The organism is Marinomonas algicola (genome assembly GCF_014805825.1).
GTDB classification, from domain to species: domain Bacteria; phylum Pseudomonadota; class Gammaproteobacteria; order Pseudomonadales; family Marinomonadaceae; genus Marinomonas; species Marinomonas algicola.
Genome location: NZ_CP061941.1, coordinates 118,319 through 136,826, shown reverse-complemented (window position 1 = coordinate 136,826; position 18,508 = coordinate 118,319). Strand labels below are relative to the sequence as shown.

General features: G+C 42.0%; 17 protein-coding genes. 6 read left to right on the top strand and 11 right to left on the bottom strand.

All coding sequences use genetic code 11. The annotated features are described in order from the left end of the window. Positions 1-61: 61 nt before the first annotated feature. The 4 genes from IEZ33_RS00580 to IEZ33_RS00565 all read left to right on the top strand — a co-directional run bounded on the left by IEZ33_RS00580 (position 62) and on the right by IEZ33_RS00565 (position 5,937). On the top strand, positions 62-496 hold the full coding sequence (locus IEZ33_RS00580; protein ID WP_240009591.1) for a response regulator: 435 nt from the start codon (positions 62-64) through the stop codon (positions 494-496). Beyond that, complete coding sequence (locus tag IEZ33_RS00575; RefSeq protein ID WP_191601819.1) at positions 489-2,237, top strand: two-component system response regulator; 1,749 nt, start codon at positions 489-491, stop codon at positions 2,235-2,237. The genes IEZ33_RS00580 and IEZ33_RS00575 overlap by 8 nt, the downstream gene beginning before the upstream one ends. Positions 2,238-2,263: 26 nt before the next feature. After that, positions 2,264-5,140, top strand: a complete 2,877-nt coding sequence (locus IEZ33_RS00570; protein ID WP_191601818.1) for a PAS domain S-box protein — start codon at positions 2,264-2,266, stop codon at positions 5,138-5,140. Between the two features lie 92 nt (positions 5,141-5,232). Beyond that, positions 5,233-5,937: a pseudouridine synthase gene (locus IEZ33_RS00565; protein WP_191601817.1), complete on the top strand. Its 705-nt coding sequence runs from the start codon at positions 5,233-5,235 to the stop codon at positions 5,935-5,937. Between the two features lie 51 nt (positions 5,938-5,988). Here the strand turns inward: IEZ33_RS00565 and IEZ33_RS00560 are convergent, their stop codons facing one another. The 8 genes from IEZ33_RS00560 to IEZ33_RS00525 form a co-directional block, all read right to left on the bottom strand. Continuing rightward, positions 5,989-6,360, bottom strand: a complete 372-nt coding sequence (locus IEZ33_RS00560) for a glutathione S-transferase N-terminal domain-containing protein (protein WP_191601816.1) — start codon at positions 6,358-6,360, stop codon at positions 5,989-5,991. A 170-nt stretch (positions 6,361-6,530) separates the two neighbouring features. Next, complete coding sequence (locus IEZ33_RS00555; RefSeq protein ID WP_191601815.1) at positions 6,531-7,571, bottom strand: SO_0444 family Cu/Zn efflux transporter; 1,041 nt, start codon at positions 7,569-7,571, stop codon at positions 6,531-6,533. A gap of 1 nt (position 7,572) precedes the next feature. Continuing rightward, a complete protein-coding gene (zntR, locus tag IEZ33_RS00550) occupies positions 7,573-7,992 on the bottom strand; it encodes a Zn(2+)-responsive transcriptional regulator (protein ID WP_191601814.1) in 420 nt (139 codons plus the stop codon). 74 nt (positions 7,993-8,066) lie between these two features. Then, positions 8,067-8,705 carry an HD domain-containing protein gene (locus IEZ33_RS00545; RefSeq protein WP_191601813.1) on the bottom strand — a complete coding sequence of 213 codons (639 nt, stop codon included), beginning with the start codon at positions 8,703-8,705 and terminating at the stop codon, positions 8,067-8,069. Further along, entirely contained in the window at positions 8,702-10,096 is a 1,395-nt protein-coding gene (locus tag IEZ33_RS00540) for an MATE family efflux transporter (protein ID WP_191601812.1), read from the bottom strand. The genes IEZ33_RS00545 and IEZ33_RS00540 overlap by 4 nt, the downstream gene beginning before the upstream one ends. A gap of 8 nt (positions 10,097-10,104) precedes the next feature. Next, on the bottom strand, positions 10,105-10,686 hold the full coding sequence (locus IEZ33_RS00535; RefSeq protein WP_191601811.1) for a DUF2239 family protein: 582 nt from the start codon (positions 10,684-10,686) through the stop codon (positions 10,105-10,107). Positions 10,687-10,893: 207 nt separating this feature from the next. Then, a complete protein-coding gene (locus IEZ33_RS00530) occupies positions 10,894-12,180 on the bottom strand; it encodes a TRAP transporter large permease (protein WP_191601810.1) in 1,287 nt (428 codons plus the stop codon). 14 nt (positions 12,181-12,194) lie between these two features. Further along, positions 12,195-12,740: a TRAP transporter small permease gene (locus tag IEZ33_RS00525; protein WP_191601809.1), complete on the bottom strand. Its 546-nt coding sequence runs from the start codon at positions 12,738-12,740 to the stop codon at positions 12,195-12,197. Positions 12,741-13,261: 521 nt separating this feature from the next. On the opposite strand from IEZ33_RS00525, the gene IEZ33_RS00520 reads away from it, so the two are divergent. Then, positions 13,262-14,335, top strand: a complete 1,074-nt coding sequence (locus IEZ33_RS00520; RefSeq protein WP_191601808.1) for a hypothetical protein — start codon at positions 13,262-13,264, stop codon at positions 14,333-14,335. Positions 14,336-14,421: 86 nt separating this feature from the next. Here the strand turns inward: IEZ33_RS00520 and IEZ33_RS00515 are convergent, their stop codons facing one another. Together IEZ33_RS00515 and prlC are read right to left on the bottom strand one after the other, a co-directional pair. Further along, the gene (locus tag IEZ33_RS00515) at positions 14,422-14,679 is read right to left on the bottom strand and encodes a YheV family putative zinc ribbon protein (protein WP_191601807.1); all 258 of its coding nucleotides are present in this window, start codon (positions 14,677-14,679) and stop codon (positions 14,422-14,424) included. A gap of 156 nt (positions 14,680-14,835) precedes the next feature. Then, positions 14,836-16,869 (bottom strand): oligopeptidase A, encoded by a 2,034-nt coding sequence (gene prlC / locus IEZ33_RS00510; RefSeq protein ID WP_191601806.1) that lies wholly within the window; start codon positions 16,867-16,869, stop codon positions 14,836-14,838. A gap of 109 nt (positions 16,870-16,978) precedes the next feature. On the opposite strand from prlC, the gene IEZ33_RS00505 reads away from it, so the two are divergent. Next, entirely contained in the window at positions 16,979-17,521 is a 543-nt protein-coding gene (locus IEZ33_RS00505; RefSeq protein WP_191601805.1) for a gamma carbonic anhydrase family protein, read from the top strand. Between the two features lie 130 nt (positions 17,522-17,651). On the opposite strand, the gene znuB is transcribed toward IEZ33_RS00505, so the two are convergent. After that, positions 17,652-18,443, bottom strand: coding sequence for a zinc ABC transporter permease subunit ZnuB (gene znuB, locus IEZ33_RS00500; protein WP_191601804.1), 792 nt, complete (start codon positions 18,441-18,443; stop codon positions 17,652-17,654). Positions 18,444-18,508: the final 65 nt, after the last annotated feature.

The following is an 18,508-nucleotide window of genomic DNA, read 5'->3' as shown; positions in this document are numbered from 1 at the left end:
CTAAACTTTCATATTGACCAACTAGACATAGTTACTCTGCAAAGCAAAGGAAAGCCACAATATGATGTCAAATCAACAAAACAAGACAGTGACTCTTTTTATAATCGATGATGATGATGTCGACGTTCTTGGGATTCAAAGAGCACTCAAGAAGTTAAAAATAGCCAACCCGACCATGCGGGCAAAAGACGGTGTTGAAGCGTTAGAAATGCTTAGGCAAGGTCATGTACGAAAACCTTTTATTGCCTTACTTGATATTAATATGCCACGTATGAATGGTATTGATATGTTATCAGAGCTCCGAGCGGACCCTAAACTGTTTGATTCTGTGGTGTTTATATTAACCACGTCCCGTGACGACCAAGATAAATTTGAAGCTTACAAAAAAAATGTCGCTGGCTACATAGTCAAAAAACAAGTCGGTGAAGCATTTTTGAGTATTGTAGAAATGTTAGGTAATTACTGGCGTATTGTGGAGTTACCTGAGCATGAATAATACAGATAAATCCATGATGCCAATCACGCTATTGATCGTTGATGACGATGACATCGATAGAGAAGCCATAAAACGAGCGCTTCGATTCACTCAACGACCGCTCGAAATCATTGAAGCTAATACGGGAAGGCAAGGTATAAATCAATTCCAAGAAAATAAAATCGATGTTTTACTTATCGATTACCGCTTACCCGATATTGACGGTTTTAGTGTTATTAGAGCATTAAAGCAAAGTGAAAATGTCTGCACTATTATTATGGTCAGCCAACATGAAGACGAGGTTGTATCGGCTCAAGCCATTACGGTGGGTGCCCATGATTTCTTGCTGAAATCAGAGGTCAATGCAGAAAGGTTAAACAGAGCAATTCATCAAGCACAGCATCGGCACATACTTGAAAATGAACTGCGCCAAAAAACAAAATCGTTAAAGAGCCTTGCTCAAACGGATTATTTAACAGGGCTCATAAACCGCCGCTCTTTCGAGCAAATTCTTCAAGAAAGCTATGTCGAAACACACTATTCAGCGTCTACATTAGCGGTACTTTTTATTGACTTAGACCACTTTAAAAAAATTAATGACTCTCTTGGCCATTCAGTTGGCGATAAGCTATTGAAAAAAGTAGCGAAACGGTTTAAAGATTCAATTAGCAAAGAGTTACTGCTCGCGCGATTGGGCGGCGATGAGTTTGTCATTTTGTCTCAGAACATACAAACTGAAACCGAAGCGATCGACATTGCCCAATGCATCATCAATTGCTTACAGAGCCCCTTCATCATTAATTCCATTGCTTTTGACCTTTCTGCAAGTATTGGCATCTCAATATTAGGGTTATGCGCTTCGACACCAGAAGAGCTAATGAAGTGTGCTGACATTGCTATGTATAAGTCCAAAAGTCATGGTCGGAACCAATATAGATTGTACTCTGATCAAATGCATGCAGAGGCGCAAAATAAACAACAACTTGAAAATGAACTAAAGAGCGCATTAAAGCAGAATCAATTCAAGGTGTATTATCAGCCTCAAATAAACTCAGGCACCAATACTGTCGAAGGAGTGGAAGCACTGGTTCGATGGGACCATCCGCAAAGAGGCATTCTGTCGCCTGCTTTTTTTCTTGAATTAGCCGAAGAGATGAATCTTATTAATGAAATTGGAGAATGGGTATTATTAACGGCCTGCACACAATTAAACCAGTGGCACCAGGATTATGAGCTCTCTCCCAATGAACTTTCTGTGTCGGTTAATTTATCGGCATTGCAATTACAGGATATTCGCTTACTTGAATCGGTCAGCTCGACGCTCAGAAAAAGCGGCTTAGACCCCTGTAGCCTTGAGTTAGAAATCACTGAAAGTTCCATTATTCACAGCCCTGAACGTATTGTTGGCCGACTATTAGAGCTTACACAAAAGAACATTAAGCTGTCCCTCGACGACTTTGGTACGGGCTATTCTTCCATACAACACTTACACCTTTTTCCAATACATACCTTAAAAATAGACAAAGGATTCATTGCTGCTCACAAGCAAAAATCCTCTCAAGATCAAGTATTAATTGCGATGATCCAATTCGCTCGAACCTTAGGGCTCAAAGTGATAGCAGAAGGGGTAGAAACCAAAGAACAACTGCAGTTTTGTAATGACAATAAATGCGATCTCATTCAAGGATACTATTATTCCAAACCGATACCGGCTTTAGAGTTCGAAGCTAGATTTCTAAAGAAGAGTAAAGCCATCGCTTAATCAAGCGTTATATAGAGATCGTACCTATGACAAATGAACGTTTAAGAAAATACGTTTATCTCGCCGTATTCATTTTGGCCTCAAGTAGTCTCCTTTTATTAGCAAGCCACTCTGTTTATCAGCAAGAGATTAGACGCAGCCATCAAATGCTCTCTTTGATTGCACAAGAAAAAGCACGGGGGTTAAAAGCGGATTTAGCGCTACTCAGTAATCAAACCCTTTTTCTATCACAATTACCTTCTGTCAAACGCATTGCAAATTTATCCTTAAATGAAGATAGATATGACACCAAAATGGCTGATTTTTCATTATCCGAAGCGATGCTAGCGACGGTACTTCAAATCTATTTAGACAGTCTCCCAGATATAATCCAGGCTCGCTATATTGGCATTCAGAACGGCGGTAAAGAATTGGTTAGGATTAATAAAGAGAATAATCAATCAGTTAAGGTTCCCAAGGACCAATTGCAGAAAAAAGGAACCAGAAACTACGTTAAAAAAATTAGCCAGCTACCAGCACAGGAAACCTACGTCTCCGACATTACATTGAATCAGGAAAACGGCATTTATAGCGTCCCTTATTTACCTGTAATACGTATTGGTACGCCTATTTACGTACAGAAAGAGCAAGAGCCAACCTTATTTGGCGCCATCGTTATTAACGTTAATGCTGAAGACATATTTAAAAGAATAAACAGCCGTTATTCGAGCTTCCAGCAAGAAATAAACATCTACGTTCTGAATAATCAAGGCGATTTCTTATCTCATCCTGATCATGATAAAACGTTTGGGTTTGAGTTGGGATCACAATACCGTTGGCTAGATGAATTCACTCACATCGACAAGCAGAGAGTGACAAAAAACGCACCGTCTCCTTTCCAGATGCTTCATGCTTACATAATGGCGCAAGAAACGATTTATTTAGACCAGCACGACCTGAGCAGAACAATCACCATTTCGGTTACTTCACCCGCACGCGAAGCCATCGAAAAAGCCTTATGGTTTGCACTATTAAGTACCCTGACGGTCTCATCAGCGTTATTCATCTATCTATACCGTGATAACAAGGCGACATTGAAATCAAAACAGATGCAGTTAGAAGCCTCTCTGCACATGGAAAAAGAAATACACGATGTGATTAATAATGATCCTCACGGCAAGATTATCGTTAACAGCCAGGGAATCATCACCATGATAAATGCGCATACTGAGAAAATTTTTGGCTACAAGGAAAGCGAATTACTCCATCAGCCACTGTATAGGCTACTGCCTGAACGCTATAGAGAAAGGCATAATCACTTTATGCAAGGGTACTTTTCTGCTCCAGAAGTAAAATCAATGGGAAAAGGAAGGGATCTATTTGGCCTTCATAAACAGGGTTTTGAGGTGCCATTAGAAATCGGTCTCAGCCCTATTCTTTATCAGGGTGAAGCACAAACATTGTGCGGTATTATTGATATTACATTGCGCAAGAAGCTCGAAAAACAATTTGAACTTTTAATAGAAGCCGCCCCAACCGCGCTGATGCTGATTAATAAAAGTGGTGAAATAGAGCTGGTCAATAAAGAATCAGAGAGTATGTTTGACTATTCACGTACCGACTTACTCGATCACCCCCTCGAAAAATTGGTCTCATTAGAGTATAAGACTAGGGTTCAAGAATGGATCAGTCTGTTGTTTGATGACACCTCCTCAAAGAAAAAAAACATCAATCAAGATATCGTGGGTTTACGCAGCAACAATTTAAAATTTCCTATTTCAATCAATTTACACACCATTGAAACACCTCAAGGCACCAAGCTCTTATCTTCGATCTCTAACCTAACAGAACGCTTTCAAAAAGATTTAGCATTAAGGCGTCTAAGCGGTACATTAGATAGAACGAACAAAATGGCGGGTGTCGGTGGATGGGACATAGACCTAAAAACAAAAGAAATTTTCTTTACAGAAGAAACCTATCGAATTTATGGTCTAGCATTAAACTCTAAGGTTTCAATGGAGCAACTGCTTGATAATTACACTCAAGAATCGCAAATCAGCCTTAACTCGGCCATAGAACAAGCCATCAACCAGCATAAAGATTGGGATTTAGAGCTGCCTTTCATCACAAAGTCAGGTAAGTTTATCTGGGTAAGAACCATAGGCACCATAGAATGTGAAGAAAACAAAGCCAAGCGAATCGTAGCGACACTGCAAGATATTTCTGAGCGCAAGTTTTACGTTGAAGAACTTTCCAGAAGTAATCTTGAGCTTCACAATTTTGCTTATGTGGCCTCTCATGATCTGAAATCACCGCTGCGAGGCATCGATCAACTCGCCACTTGGTTAGAAGAAGACCTTAAAGGCGTATTACAAGAGGAGGACGCCAAGCACCTTCGTTTAATGCGAGTTCGTATTAGCCGTATGGAACAGTTATTAGACGATTTATTAACCTATTCTAGGGCCGGTAATAAAGGCGCACTTAAACACGAAGTTAACCTAAACAGTGTTGTTACAAACGTGTTCGATCTCTGTAATGTCACACAGGCTTTTGTTCTGCATATAGACGGAACATTGCCAACCTTCACAACAGAGAGCATCCCTTTAGAACAAGTTTTCCGAAATTTGATCAATAACGCGATCAAACACAGTGACAAAAGTAATGGGGAAATACGTGTTAGCGCAACACACGAAAATAGCCGATATATTTTCCGAGTAAAAGATGACGGCCCCGGCATTCCTCCTGAGCATAATGAGCGAATCTTTACTATGTTTCAAACCTTAAGACCTCGCGATGAAGTGGAAGGCAGTGGCATGGGTCTCGCCATCGTTAGAAAAATTGTCACGACCTTTGGAGGAGAAATCACCTTAGAAAAAAGCACTGGCCGAGGTGCGTCTTTTGTCTTCACTTGGCCAATGGAATAGCCATCTGTACACCATAGAAACCAATAACGCCTTGAATATTAACGCCAAGAAAGGATAATGTCGCTTTTTCAAACAATGATAAGGTGGTCATCATGCGCCTTGATAAATTTGTGTGTAAAAGTACTGAGTTAATAAAACGTGACGTCATTCAGTACATTCATCTTGGTGCCGTCCGTGTTAATCATAGCGTTATCACCAATGAGGCGACGCAAGTCCATGAAAACAATACCATAATGCTAAATGGAGTAAGACTGCAACCACGTGCCTTTCGCTATATTTTGATGCACAAAGCCGCTGGCACTATTTGCTCAAACAAAGATGAAGCCTACCCTTCTCTCTTTAATGATTTGAATGTTGGTCGGGTTTCAGAACTTCATATTGCCGGTCGACTGGATGCCGATACCACAGGGCTAGTGTTAATTACCGATGATGGACGCTGGTCCTTTAACATTACCCAACCGGCTCAAAAATGCGAAAAAGTATACAGAGTTCAGCTAGCCAGAAAACTCTCAGCCGATGTTCCGACTACATTTGCCCGAGGCATCCTATTACAAGGTGAAGCAACGCTTACCCTACCGGCTCAAGTAACGGTCATTCACGCAAAAGAAGTACTGTTAACCATTACAGAGGGGCGGTTTCATCAAGTAAAACGTATGTTCGCGGCGGTAGGGAATCGTGTTGTTTCTCTGCATAGAGAGCAAATCGGAGACGTGTCGCTTGATGTCGATATTGGCCAATGGCGTTATTTAACGAGAGCCGAAGTAGATTCCTTCGGTCACGCTTTCGAACCCTCTTAACGCATCAACAACACCGCGGATTATCGTTAACTCACTGTTTTTCATTATAGTTTAAGAAAATCGTGTTTCAAGATAACGAATAATGTCTGACGACTCGTATAGCCATTCAACCTTATCGCCCTGCTCTATTCGTAAACAAGGTACTTTTACTTTACCACCACCCGCTAACAGAGCTTCACGATGTGGCGATCCTTCGGAGGCACTGCGAGTTTCAATGGGTAAATTCAATTTATGCATCGCCCTACGCGTCTTGATACAGAAGGGGCAAGCGAAAAATTGGTAGAGCGACAACGATTGCAACGCTTGATTAACCTCTTGTTGCTTTTCCGGCGTGCGCTTCATCTTTGAACCTCGTGTAATAAGATCAACCGTGGCGATGATTACACCTAATGCATTACGGATAAGGTTAATTAACACTTTCATTTCGTTTGTACGCTCTCAAATAGTCAGAAAATCATAATTAAAAGGCCATTGTTAACAATCATGAACAAAGGCCTCACAACAGTAAAATCGACTACATTCTATCTCTAAAGTTCAAAGGATTTAAGGGGCTACGCGAGAATGTTCGGTATCAATCGTTAAAACGAGACGGATCACGCATCACTGACTTTTGGGTTACCGATGTTTAAATAGCGTTTTTGCATCTGGAATACAATCAGCCCAGCGAGTACAACTGCGCTGGCTTGATAAAAGAACCCCATCATGTCGGAGTGATCTCCGTGAGCTAACGTCAGCTCCCACTGAAAGACATCAAATAAGTAATCCAACAACAACCCCGATCCAACCGCACTGACAGTAATTGCAATCAAATAAATAGCCAATTCTCGTTTACCCAGTTCATTTTTGATGACCATTAGAGTCGCAATATTAGTAGCTGGGCCCGTTAACATAAAGACCAAGGCCGCACCTGGTGTAATGCCAGAGAGCAACAAGCCCACAGCCAACGGGGTCGATGCCGTAGCACAGATGTACATTGGTATCGAAATAAGCACGATAACCAACATAGCAAAGACACCTTGACCATATTGAGTTAAGAAGTCTTCAGGAACAAAGGTGGTCACAACCGCAGCAAAGAAAATACCGATAAGAAACCACACCATAAAGTCACGTAATAGCCGCCCATAACCAAACACAAAAGAGGCTTTCATTTTATCAAAAGTACTTGTGGCTTTTGGTGCACTCTTGTGGCAACAACTTTTTTTGACGGGTGCGTCTTCTATGATTGCTTTAGGAACCTCTCTTGAACCAAACACGGCAATTAAACTACCCGCCACTATCGCCGAAGCAATCGCCGCAATGGGTCTAGCTATCGCCATTACGGGGCCCATCAAGGCATAGGTTATACCCACGGAGTCCACGCCAGTCTCTGGGGTGGAGACTAAAAAACTGGCCGTGCTGGCTTTACTCGCCCCACTGCGGCGAATCCCCATGGCAACGGGAATAACGGAACAAGAACACAAAGGCAAAGGCGCACCAATAAACGCCGCCGTGACAACCGAATTACGTTTACCCAAGGTGGATTCGACCCATTTTTTTGGGACCAATTGATGGATAAGGCCTGCGATCAACATCCCTGCTAATAAAAACGGCGCAGACTCCACAAACAAGGTAATAAAGTTAATAAAGAAATCCATGCTACTCTCCTTTTGCTACTGTTTGATCTTGCTCTAACGCACTGATAATGGAACAAAACACCGCACTCTCCTGGCCACCACAACAATATTTTTCAAGTTGAATTAAGGTGTCTTTCATCTGTTGTAAACGCTGAATTTGCTCTTCTATTTCTTGAATTTTACTGTGGGTAATGGATTTTGCTTCGGCACAAACATGGTGACTTTTATCGGTTTTAATCGCCAATAAAGAAGCGGTTTCCGCTAAGCTGAAGCCACACGCTTTGCTTCTTTTTATAAATTTGGCCGAAATCAAATCATCTTGTGAATAGTGGCGATAATTGTTTTCACCCCGTTGAGAAGGGGTCAGCAACCCAGCTTTTTCATAATAGCGTAATGTATGAGCACTGATTCCAGACTGCTTTTCTAACTCTCCAATCTTCATAAAAATACCTATGATTCATTCAATACCCTTATGATAGACCTTAGAGTATAGTTTAAGGTCAAGACTTTCTTATTCTATATTTCTTGGGCTAACTGGGCGATGAATGCACGCATGAAGACGTCACGTTTTTGCCCTTCATGACGCGCTGAAGACGTGTTCAAGGTATCCACGATATTAAACAGTTTGTTGTAAAAGTGGTCTATAGCAAATTGCCTATCGTCGGCTGAACGAAAGAGACAAAACGGATCGTCTGCTGAATAGAGGGAGCGATTCAACGCACCACTTACTTGCATACAACGAGCGACACCAATCGCGCCTAATGCGTCCAAACGATCCGCATCTTGGACTATCTTAGCCTCAAGTGTGGTTGGAGCAATATCAGCACTGTAACTGTGGGCCGAAATTGCATGATGAATGGCATCAAAAAACGACTTAGGATAACCAATGGATTTGAGAAAAATAATGGCCTTATCGCCCGCCAACGTTGAGGCTTTCGCACGGTCGGGATGGTTTTTCGCTAATGAGACACAGTCGTGTAACCAGGCGGCAGGCACCACTACTTCAAGGACAGCGTGCTCTTCTTTGGCGATCTGCTTGGCCACCTTTACGACTCTCAGGATATGATTGATATCGTGAGCCGAATCAGAAGGGTCTTCGACCATTAAAAAGGCGCCAATTTGTGTTTCATATAAGGCTAAATCATCATGCGTCATACTCTTTGTACCCGTTCATCAAAAAACAAACCAAACGAACGACTTTCGTTACGGTATCGTTGAATAAGCACATAAATGGCCAACAACCACCCCAATACCTCAGCGCTTGGGCTGGCTATCCAAATACCGACTTCAGAAAAGGAAAAAGGTAATAGAAAAATAAGCGGTATGGTAAAGAAGTAGGTTTTCATCACGCCCAGGATGGCCGCCCGTTTTGCGTCTCCCATGGCTTGAAATAGCATGGTGATCATCATCAAAGGTCCCACAGTAAATAAAGCTAAGGAGGCAATAGGTAAAATGCGCGCCACTTCATTAATCACTTGAACATCATTTACAAAGATTGCACCCAGACGATCTTTAAAGATCAATAATACACTTTGGCAAACAGCACCATAAACCAGAGATATGAACAGAGCTATTTTTATGGATGTGTTAGCCCGTCTTGCTTCTTTCGCACCAATATTATTGCCGACAATCGTTTGAAACGCCATGCTTAACCCAAGCAATGGAAGAAAAATAAAGGTCATTAAGCGGGTAATAATGCCATAGGCACCCACCGTCACCTCGTAATGATCGGCACTCCAAAGAGACAAATTAAAAAGAATTGCGCCAGACGTTAAAGACAGCCCAAGATAATTCAAACTGGATGGCGCCCCCAAGGTCAAAAATGTTTTCCAATGCGTATAAGAAGATGACAATTGCACGACTTGCAAGCTCAACCCACTTGAAGAACGTTTACGGTAGAGAAAAATAATCACTAAATTGATCGCTTGAGCAAGCACCGAACCATACGCAGAGCCTTCCACACCCCACGAAAACACCACAATGAAGATATAATTAAAGAGACCGTTTAACAGGATTGAAAATAATGATGTGATGGCCATAAACGCCATATGCCCTTCACAACGCAGGCTGTCACCATTAACTGTTAAGAGAAACGCGAGTGGAGAAGCTAATATAAGAATGGAAATATAAGAATAGCTCATTGATGCGATGTCATGGTTTCCATGGCTCACCAATAAGGTAAACTCTCTGCCCCCAAGAAAGAAAAGACCAATCAAAACTAAGCACACTAGAATCGACTGGGTAATCGCCTGAGCAAACGTATCGACAGCATTTACCAAGTCCCCTGCACCCAATTGTCGGGCCATAACACTCGAAAAACCATTCGAAACCAACGTAGACAAGGCGATTAAGAAAATAAAAATAGGAAACATTGAGGTCACTGCGGTTAACGCATCCGCGCCCACAAAGACACCAAGAAAGTACGCATCGACTAGGGTAAAAGAGCCATTCACTAACATGATTAAAATGATCGGCGCCGCTGTTTTTAAAAAGACAGAAGGTAATGACGACTGTAAAAAGACGTTATTCTGTTGAGAACTACCCATAGTATTTACTACCTTTCATTAGTCAATGACTCACCTTTATGCAGTTCAGATATTTGATGAAATTTGTCCAAAACAAAGGTTTTGATATCATCAGACCAGTCTTTAATCGCCTTTTCAAAGCCAATCAAACTATTTCGATATAAGGCTCTGCTTGCTTCTTCATAACCTGCCTCATCGCCTAGAAAGGCCAGCATAAACTGATCAAGCTGCTGTTGTTTCAGCGAAATAGTGTCTTCAATAGAGGCATTTTTTTGGGCCTCTTCAACGAGACGCCTTAAGGTGGCTGACGCCCCTCCCTTTTGCATAGAAAGCCACTCCCAGTGACGAGGAAGCAAAGTCACTTCTTTTGATTTTACCCCGAGCTTTGGTCGCCCTCTTGATTTTCCAGAGTGACCTGACAAAGAGGCAAAACTAGCAAGCACACTATCAATATCACCATACCAATTTAATTCGGTACGTTTGCATGTTTCAAATTCAAAAAGAATCGGCTCTTTACCCTCTTGATGCCCTTTTACATAAACAACGATTTCTTCTAATGATCCTTGAATTAATAACTGACCTTGATGAACGGCTAAATACTGAGTAGACACAAACTTACCTCATTAATATTGTAGGGCTAATAATGATTCTATAACTTTTTAATTATTACCCATATAAAATAAATAAACAATATTTACTGGGTAATAATATTTAGTGTTGGCTAAAAATAAAGTATAAAAAAAGGGAACTGAAATCAGTTCCCTTAACATATCCACTTTATTTCTGGGCCCTAAGCCTATACCAGGTCGAGATAAGACCTATTGAGCAAAGCCCAACATACGTGGCAAGGTCATCGTTATCGCTGGAATGTAGGTAATGAGCACAATGACCAATAAATGCATGGCTAAATAAGGCAACATTTCTCTACTGATGCGCTCAACTTTCTCACCACTGACACTGGCGGCAACAAAGAGCACAAGCCCCATGGGCGGTGTCGCAAGTCCAACCGTTAAGTTCACACACATTACAATGGCAAAATGCAATGGGTCCACACCAAATTGCGTGACAATTGGTCCTAAAATAGGGCCCAATATCAAAATGGCTGGGCCGGCATCAAGAAACATACCTACAATCAACAACAAAATATTAATCAGCAATAACAGCATCAATGGGTCAGACGTTAATGACACCATAAAACTGGCCACCTTTTGTGGTGCACCAGACAAACTAATCACAGCCGAAAACGCCACCGCACTGCCAACCAGGAATAAAATCACAGCGGAGGACTTTGCCGTTTCATAGAACAAATCCGGTAACGATTTCATCGTCATGGTTTTCGTCATAAAGCTAATAACTAACGCATAAGCCGCCGCCACAGCCGCCGCCTCTGTCGGCGTAAAAATACCCGATAATATACCCCCTAACAAAATAACGGGCGTCATCAGAGGCCAGAAGGCTTGTTTAACCGCGCGCCCCCTCTCTTTATACGTTGCTTTTTCGGCGGCTACAGCGTAGCCCCGCTTTTTAGATAAATACCAAGTCATCACCATCAAACTGGTTCCAACTAAAATACCGGGCAAAATGCCCGCAGCAAACAAACCACCCACTGAAACATTCATCACAAAAGCATACAAAATCATAATGCCGCTAGGTGGAATGATTGGGCCAATAATAGAAGAGGCGGCCGTTACGGCGGCCGCAAAGCGACGCGAATAACCATTTTTTTCCATGGCTGGAATCAACATTTTTCCCAACGCAGAGCAGTCCGCCACAGCCGACCCACTTAACCCCGCAAATAACATGGAAGATAAAATGTTAATTTGTGCCAAGCCACCTCGAAAATGGCCAATAAAGGCTTGGCTGACTTGAACCAGTGACAAGGTAATACCACTGCGGTTCATTACCTCTCCTGCTAACATGAAAAAAGGGATGGCCATTAAAGGGAAACTATCAATGCCATTGTATAAACGTTGCGTCAACAATAAATAAAACGCTTCTTTACCTTCTAAAAACAAACTCAAGCCTGGTGCGAATAACAACGCAAACGCCACTGGCATACCTAAAAACATGGCGGACAAAAGAATCCAGAAAAATGAAATACCCATGATGACAACCCTTATTATTTATTCGCGGATGATTCGGCTAAAGACTCAGCCGATTCAGAGGGTGAAAATAAGTCAACCAGACACAGCAAAAAAAGTTCCAAATACACCAGCATCATGACACCAAATCCAACCGGCATTGCAGCATAAGACCATGCTTTCGTCACCGGTAATGACGTTGCCAACATACGCGTACCTTTCGCCGCAAAGTCGTAACTTTTATCAAACGCAATGAACAAAACAATACCGATTAATCCATATAGAATCAGTTGCAGTATGGTATTTAATTTATGAGGCAGGCTGCCTAGAATTATCTCTAGCGCAGCATGTTGTCCCAGGCGAGAGACAACGGGTAATGTAAGAAAGGTCATCCATACCATAAGATATCGAGCCAGTTCTTCCGACCATGGAAAAGAGTTATTCAGAACGTAACGGAAAAACACTTGCACCAAAATCACCAGTGTCATAATCGCCACAGCCGACAAAGCTAACTGTTTAAATAGCCAAATAATGGCGTCATTTAACGCGCTTAACCCTGATATTATTTTTATCATCCAAGGCATTCAAAAACCCTCTATTTATATGACAACGTTACGCTCTAAAATAAGTTTAACGTCTTTTCTTCTTAAATCGAATGAACAATCATAAATACTAACGTCTGACGCTTCAAAATCCTGTAAGAGTGAAGAAATAGGACATAGTAGAAAACCTAGGAAAATATAAATAACCACAGATTAAAATTGAACAACAATAAGCTACGACACACAGTACCATTAAGCGCTAAGAACCAAATCAGGCCACCACTTTATTGACCATCAGCGAATAATTCTGGCTTTAGTATTAGGCTAGCCCTTCTATCAGAAATCATTTCATTGATATAGGACAAAACTCTTCGAATCTTATATAAGACACAAGATAAATACAAGTGATTCTATCTTGAGCAATAAAAGTGAAAACAGAAGGATCTTATCGCACTTAAAGTGATCCATTAAATTACTTTTTTTCGTACTGAGTAAAACTATTGTAAAAAAAGTCTGTCATACCTAGACCTATGACCATTCCATTTTTTGAGATCGATGCCTATATGAACAAAATAGTGTTGAATTTACCTGAGAAAAAGGACATTTCTATAACTGACAGCCTTTCTACTACTGAAGTGTGGGGTGAATACTGTCTAATTTCGGCACCTAAAATTGATTTACCGAATGGCGCATCTTGTGTACCCCAGCACTTTTACGGCTATGATCATTCCTTAGAAAGCGTGGAGTCTGTTTTAAATAAAATTGAATTTTCTAAGCATTACCCGGTTTTTTGCTCAGAAGACGAGCAAGGTTTATTTATTCAAATTGGCATTATTGGTCGCGAGAATTATCAACGGCATTTACCTAACCGACCTAGCAAGATTGTCTATGGTCGTAAATGGCGCGTTGAACCAAACCTACCCACGTCTGAAATTATTCAAACTGTCTTTTTGGCCATTCAAAAAGCCCGAGAGCATGAAATACGTGAATTAGTGACTTTACGTTCCACATTATCAGGAAAAATCAGCACGCCTTTCAATAGTCATCATGACTTACCCTTAATGGCGCAATGTCGCGATTTATTTGAATCGACAAAAGCCGACACCGTCTTTTCAGTTGAGCGTGTACAGGCGATCTTTGACTTATTACGCTTCGATCAGACTCAAATTAAGTGCCTTGAAGTTACCCATAGACGCAACGGACAAACGCTGGTTGATATCATTTTTACTTGCGCAGACGATCACCAATCCTCTGATTTTACTGAATTACACGGTGTTGAATGCACGCTAATACTCAAGCAAGACTCTGAAAATGAGTTACTTTTTAAAATGATCGATGCGCTTATAGAACTCAGTAATAACTACGTTGAAGAACACTTTACTTTTAATGGTTTTGCTCGTTTTAGTCGTCAACACTGTATCCAATCTGTAGGTGAATTTTCCATCAATACCCGTTTGATCGATAAGAGTAAACTGAATGAGCAAGGAAAAAAATTAATAAGTGAACACAATTGTTCTGTTGATGCGAGCCGCGCACCAGCCGTACTGTTGGAACAGCAGAAACACCGTCTGGCGCCACATTTTGCAGGCATCGACCTATTAGAGGGTTTTTTACCAAAAGGCTTTGAAGTAAGTTAACTCAGGAAAGAGAGAGCGTGATAAAAAAATGCCCACTCTCAGCAAGAGTGGGCATTTTTATTTACCAAAATGAACACGAGAATGCGCTAATGTTTTGTCATACTTGGATTAGGAATAAACTGTATAACGGTTTCTTCAGCATCTGGCGCTTCGACGTGTGGCTTGTTTACTCGCGTGGCTATTTCTACTGGTTGTTCTTGAATCACAGTCGATTGCTCATCGGTATAACCACAGGAAATGCATTCACGAAACTGCTTTTCATCTTCATCGTCACGCCAAGCACGAATTTTATCCATTTCGCTACAGCGCGGGCAAACCGCACCCGCAATAAAACGCTTTATCATGGAATCGCCTCTTATGTTATATACTTAAATTTCACGCGTTACACCCTAAAAACACGCGTTACACGCTAAAAAAAGAGTAACTTGTCAGTTGATCACCAGCACAGCCTACCTTTTTCATTAATTTTAGTCATTACTTACCAACCTAGCTAATATGGCTCAAGCGGCAATCCCACTGTGTCGTAGTAACGCATCTGTTGAAGGCTCTCTACCTCGGAACGCTTCAAACAGCTCCGCCGCAGGTCGAGATCCACCATTGGCCAGTACTGTATCACGAAATAAGGCACCCGTTTCTTTATTGAAAATACCGTCTTCTTCAAAACGGGAAAAGGCATCGGCCGATAAGACTTCAGCCCATTTATAGCTGTAGTATCCTGCCGCATAACCACCTGCAAAAATATGAGAGAAGCTATTTTGGAAACGGTTAAACGCTGGCGGAGTGAACACGGACACCTCACGTCTCACTTCGTCAATTAACCCTTGTACCGAAATACCTGACTTAAATTCTTTATGCAAACGGAAATCAAATAATGAGAATTCCAATTGACGCATTAGCTGCATTCCAGACTGGAAGTTTTTCGCTGCTAACATTTTATCTAGCAAATCTTGCGGCAATAACGCCCCTGTTTCATGGTGTCCGGCAATGTAAACGAGTGCTTCTGGTTCATAGCACCAATTTTCCATAAACTGACTTGGCAGCTCGACCGCATCCCACGCAACCCCATTGATACCCGATACCGCCGCCACATCCACTTGCGTCATCATATGATGTAAACCATGGCCAAATTCATGGAACAAGGTAGTCACTTCATCATGTGTTAACAAGGCAGGTTGATCGCCAATTGGTGGCGTGAAATTACACACTAAGTAGGCGACGGGCAGTTGTAAAGTGCCATCTTTTAAACGACGACGCACTCGACATTCATCCATCCAAGCCCCTCCTCGTTTCGCTTCTCTAGAATAAGGGTCTAAGTAGAAACGAGAGATATCTTCACCGTGCTTGCTAATGGTAAATAACTGCAAATCCGCATGATAAGAGTCAAATTCGGTTTCTTCACGGATTTCAATATCAAATAAGGTCTGCGCCACATGGAATAATCCAGACAAGACTTTATTAATCGGGAAATAAGGACGTAACGCCTCTTGGGAAATTGAAAATTTATGCTCTCGTAGTTTTTCAGCGTAATAGCCAATGTCCCACGAATTTAATTCGCCGACACCGTACTCTTGCAATGCAAATTCTTTAATTTGCAGTAGATCCTTTTCGGCAGCGGGTTTGCCCTTAACCGCAAGATCATTTAAAAATCCAATCACTTGCTCGCCATTCTCTGCCATTTTTGTGGCAACAGATAATTCGGCGTAATTATCAAAACCGAGCAACCCTGCCATTTCATGACGTAAGGCTAGAATTTCATCGATCAAGGGGGCATTATCGTATTGGACGCCGACAGGTGAGGTGTCTGATGCCCGAGTCGCAAAGGCCGTATATAATTCCTCACGTAACGCTTGGTTGTCTGCATAATTTAAGACGGGCATATAAGACGGAAAATCCAGTGTAAATAACCAACCTTCTTTTTCTTTCGCTTGCGCCATTTGTTTCGCTTGCGCCATGGCCGAATCAGGCAGACCCGCAAGCTCCGCTTCGTCAGTGACTAACTTGCTCCATGCTTGTGTCGAATCTAAAACATTTTCTCCAAACGAGCTGCTTAATTCAGACAAACGTTGATTTATTTCACCATAGCGCTCTTTGGCTTCGCCTTCTAAGCCCACACCGGAAAGCTCGAAGCCACGAACTTCTTGAGTTAAAGCCTCTTTCTGAGCGACGCTGTAATTGACTTGATCGGCTTGTGCTAATAATGTTTTATACCCTTGATACAAGGCGTAATTTTGCCCAATTTCAGTGTAGTATTGAGTCAATTTCGGTAAGCATGCATTATAAGCATCGCGCAGTTCAGGGCTGTTTTTTACTGAGTTTAAATGGCTAATAGGAGACCAAAAAACGCCTAATTCGTCGTTAATTTGATCCAACGGCAGCACAAAATTTTCCCATGTTAACGGGCCATCCTGAGCAACACAGGCTGCCATTGTCTTACGGTTTTTATCCAGTAATTGGGTTAAATCGGCTTCGATAGCGTCCACATCGATGGCCGAGAATTTAGGAAGGGAGGTCGCATCCCATACTGACGTTGACATAACATGGTATCCTTCAAAAAATAAATAAGAGCATTGCCTATATAACCTATTAATGGGTAAGGTTGAGGCTCTTTTCAACACCTACAGCAAGTATTTATGGAGACACACAATGACAATAAAATCGTTTCGGGGCCACAGCCCTGTTTTAGGTGAACGAGTTTGGGTGGATGACTCAGCGGTTCTTATCGGTGATATTGAAATTGGTGAAGACAGTTCTGTTTGGCCATTGGTGTCCATTCGTGGGGATATGCATCGTATCCGTATAGGCAAAAGAACCAGCATTCAAGACAATACGTGTTTGCACATCACTCACGCCAGTGTTTATAAACCGGAAGGACACCCTCTCTCCATTGGAGATGATGTGACCGTTGGGCATATGGCTATGCTGCATGGCTGTACAGTACACGACCAAGTATTGATTGGAATGGGGACCACTATTTTGGATGGCGCCATAGTGGAAAGCCAAGTGATTATCGGCGCCGGTTCTTTGGTACCACAAGGTAAACGACTTGAATCCGGCTTTTTGTATATGGGATCACCCGCTAAGGCGGTTAGACCATTAAAACAATCCGAGCTAGACTACTTTCAATACGCTGGCTTAAATTACGTCAAACTAAAAGACGAATACCTTGCCGAACAGCAAGAGGGATAACCTGACCGTCTGATTACTGAATGTAATTGCGTCACATGATGATCGAATCCAACACAAGGAAACCCGTTGGATTCGACTCGCTCTCTCTTCAAGAGCCTTTCTATTGTCCCCGAGCGACGTGACACCAGCGCTATACTCGGTTCATCTTTGGTAGACTGTAGATAAATAAGAATAGGAAGGCGGCAAACACAACCACACTTGGGCCAGCTGGCGTGTCCCATTGATACGATGCCCACAACCCACCACATACTGATAAACAGCCAATCAGACTCGCCATTGTCGCCATTTGAATGGGCGAATTAGAGACCTTTCTCGCGGTAGCAGCCGGGATAATCATTAATGAAGTAATTAATAAGACACCCACTATTTTCATGGCAACCGCAATCACTAGAGCCACCAACAACATCAGTAGAAGTCGTATGGCTTCGACAGGATAGCCTTCTACTTTTGCTAGCTCTTCATTGACCGTCATGGCTAACAAAGGTTTCCAAAAAACAATCAGAAGCAATATCACTAAGGCCCCACCAGCGTAAATCCAGTACAAATCCGATAGGCTAATCGCCAGCAAATCCCCAAATAAATACGCCATTAGATCGATGCGGATATTATCTAAGAAGCTCACTGCCACTAATCCAAGAGATAAAGAAGAATGGGCTAAGATCCCCAGTAAGGTATCCGTTGCGATAATGTGTTTCTTTTGTAATGTCACTAGCACCAAAGCCAAGCCAACACAAAGAACCACTACCGCTAGATTAAGATTAATATCGAACAAAAAACCCAAGGCCACACCTAATAACGCCGAGTGCGCCAAAGTATCACCAAAATACGCCATTCTTCGCCAAACAACAAAAGCACCTAACGGTCCAGCGACCGCCGCCACCCCCATGCCACCCAGCAACGCACGAAACAATAAATCTAACATTTTACTTACCTTGGAATCGTGCCTTGGAATGACACCTTAAATTCAGGGTTATACACTTTCTTAGT

Coding starts and splice junctions, on each gene's coding strand:
- IEZ33_RS00580 (WP_240009591.1), top strand. CDS start 62: ATGATGTCAAATCAACAAAACAAGACAGTGACTCTTTTTATAATCGAT.
- IEZ33_RS00575 (WP_191601819.1), top strand. CDS start 489: ATGAATAATACAGATAAATCCATGATGCCAATCACGCTATTGATCGTT.
- IEZ33_RS00570 (WP_191601818.1), top strand. CDS start 2,264: ATGACAAATGAACGTTTAAGAAAATACGTTTATCTCGCCGTATTCATT.
- IEZ33_RS00565 (WP_191601817.1), top strand. CDS start 5,233: ATGCGCCTTGATAAATTTGTGTGTAAAAGTACTGAGTTAATAAAACGT.
- IEZ33_RS00560 (WP_191601816.1), bottom strand. CDS start 6,360: ATGAAAGTGTTAATTAACCTTATCCGTAATGCATTAGGTGTAATCATC.
- IEZ33_RS00555 (WP_191601815.1), bottom strand. CDS start 7,571: ATGGATTTCTTTATTAACTTTATTACCTTGTTTGTGGAGTCTGCGCCG.
- zntR (WP_191601814.1), bottom strand. CDS start 7,992: ATGAAGATTGGAGAGTTAGAAAAGCAGTCTGGAATCAGTGCTCATACA.
- IEZ33_RS00545 (WP_191601813.1), bottom strand. CDS start 8,705: ATGACGCATGATGATTTAGCCTTATATGAAACACAAATTGGCGCCTTT.
- IEZ33_RS00540 (WP_191601812.1), bottom strand. CDS start 10,096: ATGGGTAGTTCTCAACAGAATAACGTCTTTTTACAGTCGTCATTACCT.
- IEZ33_RS00530 (WP_191601810.1), bottom strand. CDS start 12,180: ATGGGTATTTCATTTTTCTGGATTCTTTTGTCCGCCATGTTTTTAGGT.
- IEZ33_RS00525 (WP_191601809.1), bottom strand. CDS start 12,740: ATGCCTTGGATGATAAAAATAATATCAGGGTTAAGCGCGTTAAATGAC.
- IEZ33_RS00520 (WP_191601808.1), top strand. CDS start 13,262: ATGAACAAAATAGTGTTGAATTTACCTGAGAAAAAGGACATTTCTATA.
- IEZ33_RS00515 (WP_191601807.1), bottom strand. CDS start 14,679: ATGATAAAGCGTTTTATTGCGGGTGCGGTTTGCCCGCGCTGTAGCGAA.
- prlC (WP_191601806.1), bottom strand. CDS start 16,869: ATGTCAACGTCAGTATGGGATGCGACCTCCCTTCCTAAATTCTCGGCC.
- IEZ33_RS00505 (WP_191601805.1), top strand. CDS start 16,979: ATGACAATAAAATCGTTTCGGGGCCACAGCCCTGTTTTAGGTGAACGA.
- znuB (WP_191601804.1), bottom strand. CDS start 18,443: ATGTTAGATTTATTGTTTCGTGCGTTGCTGGGTGGCATGGGGGTGGCG.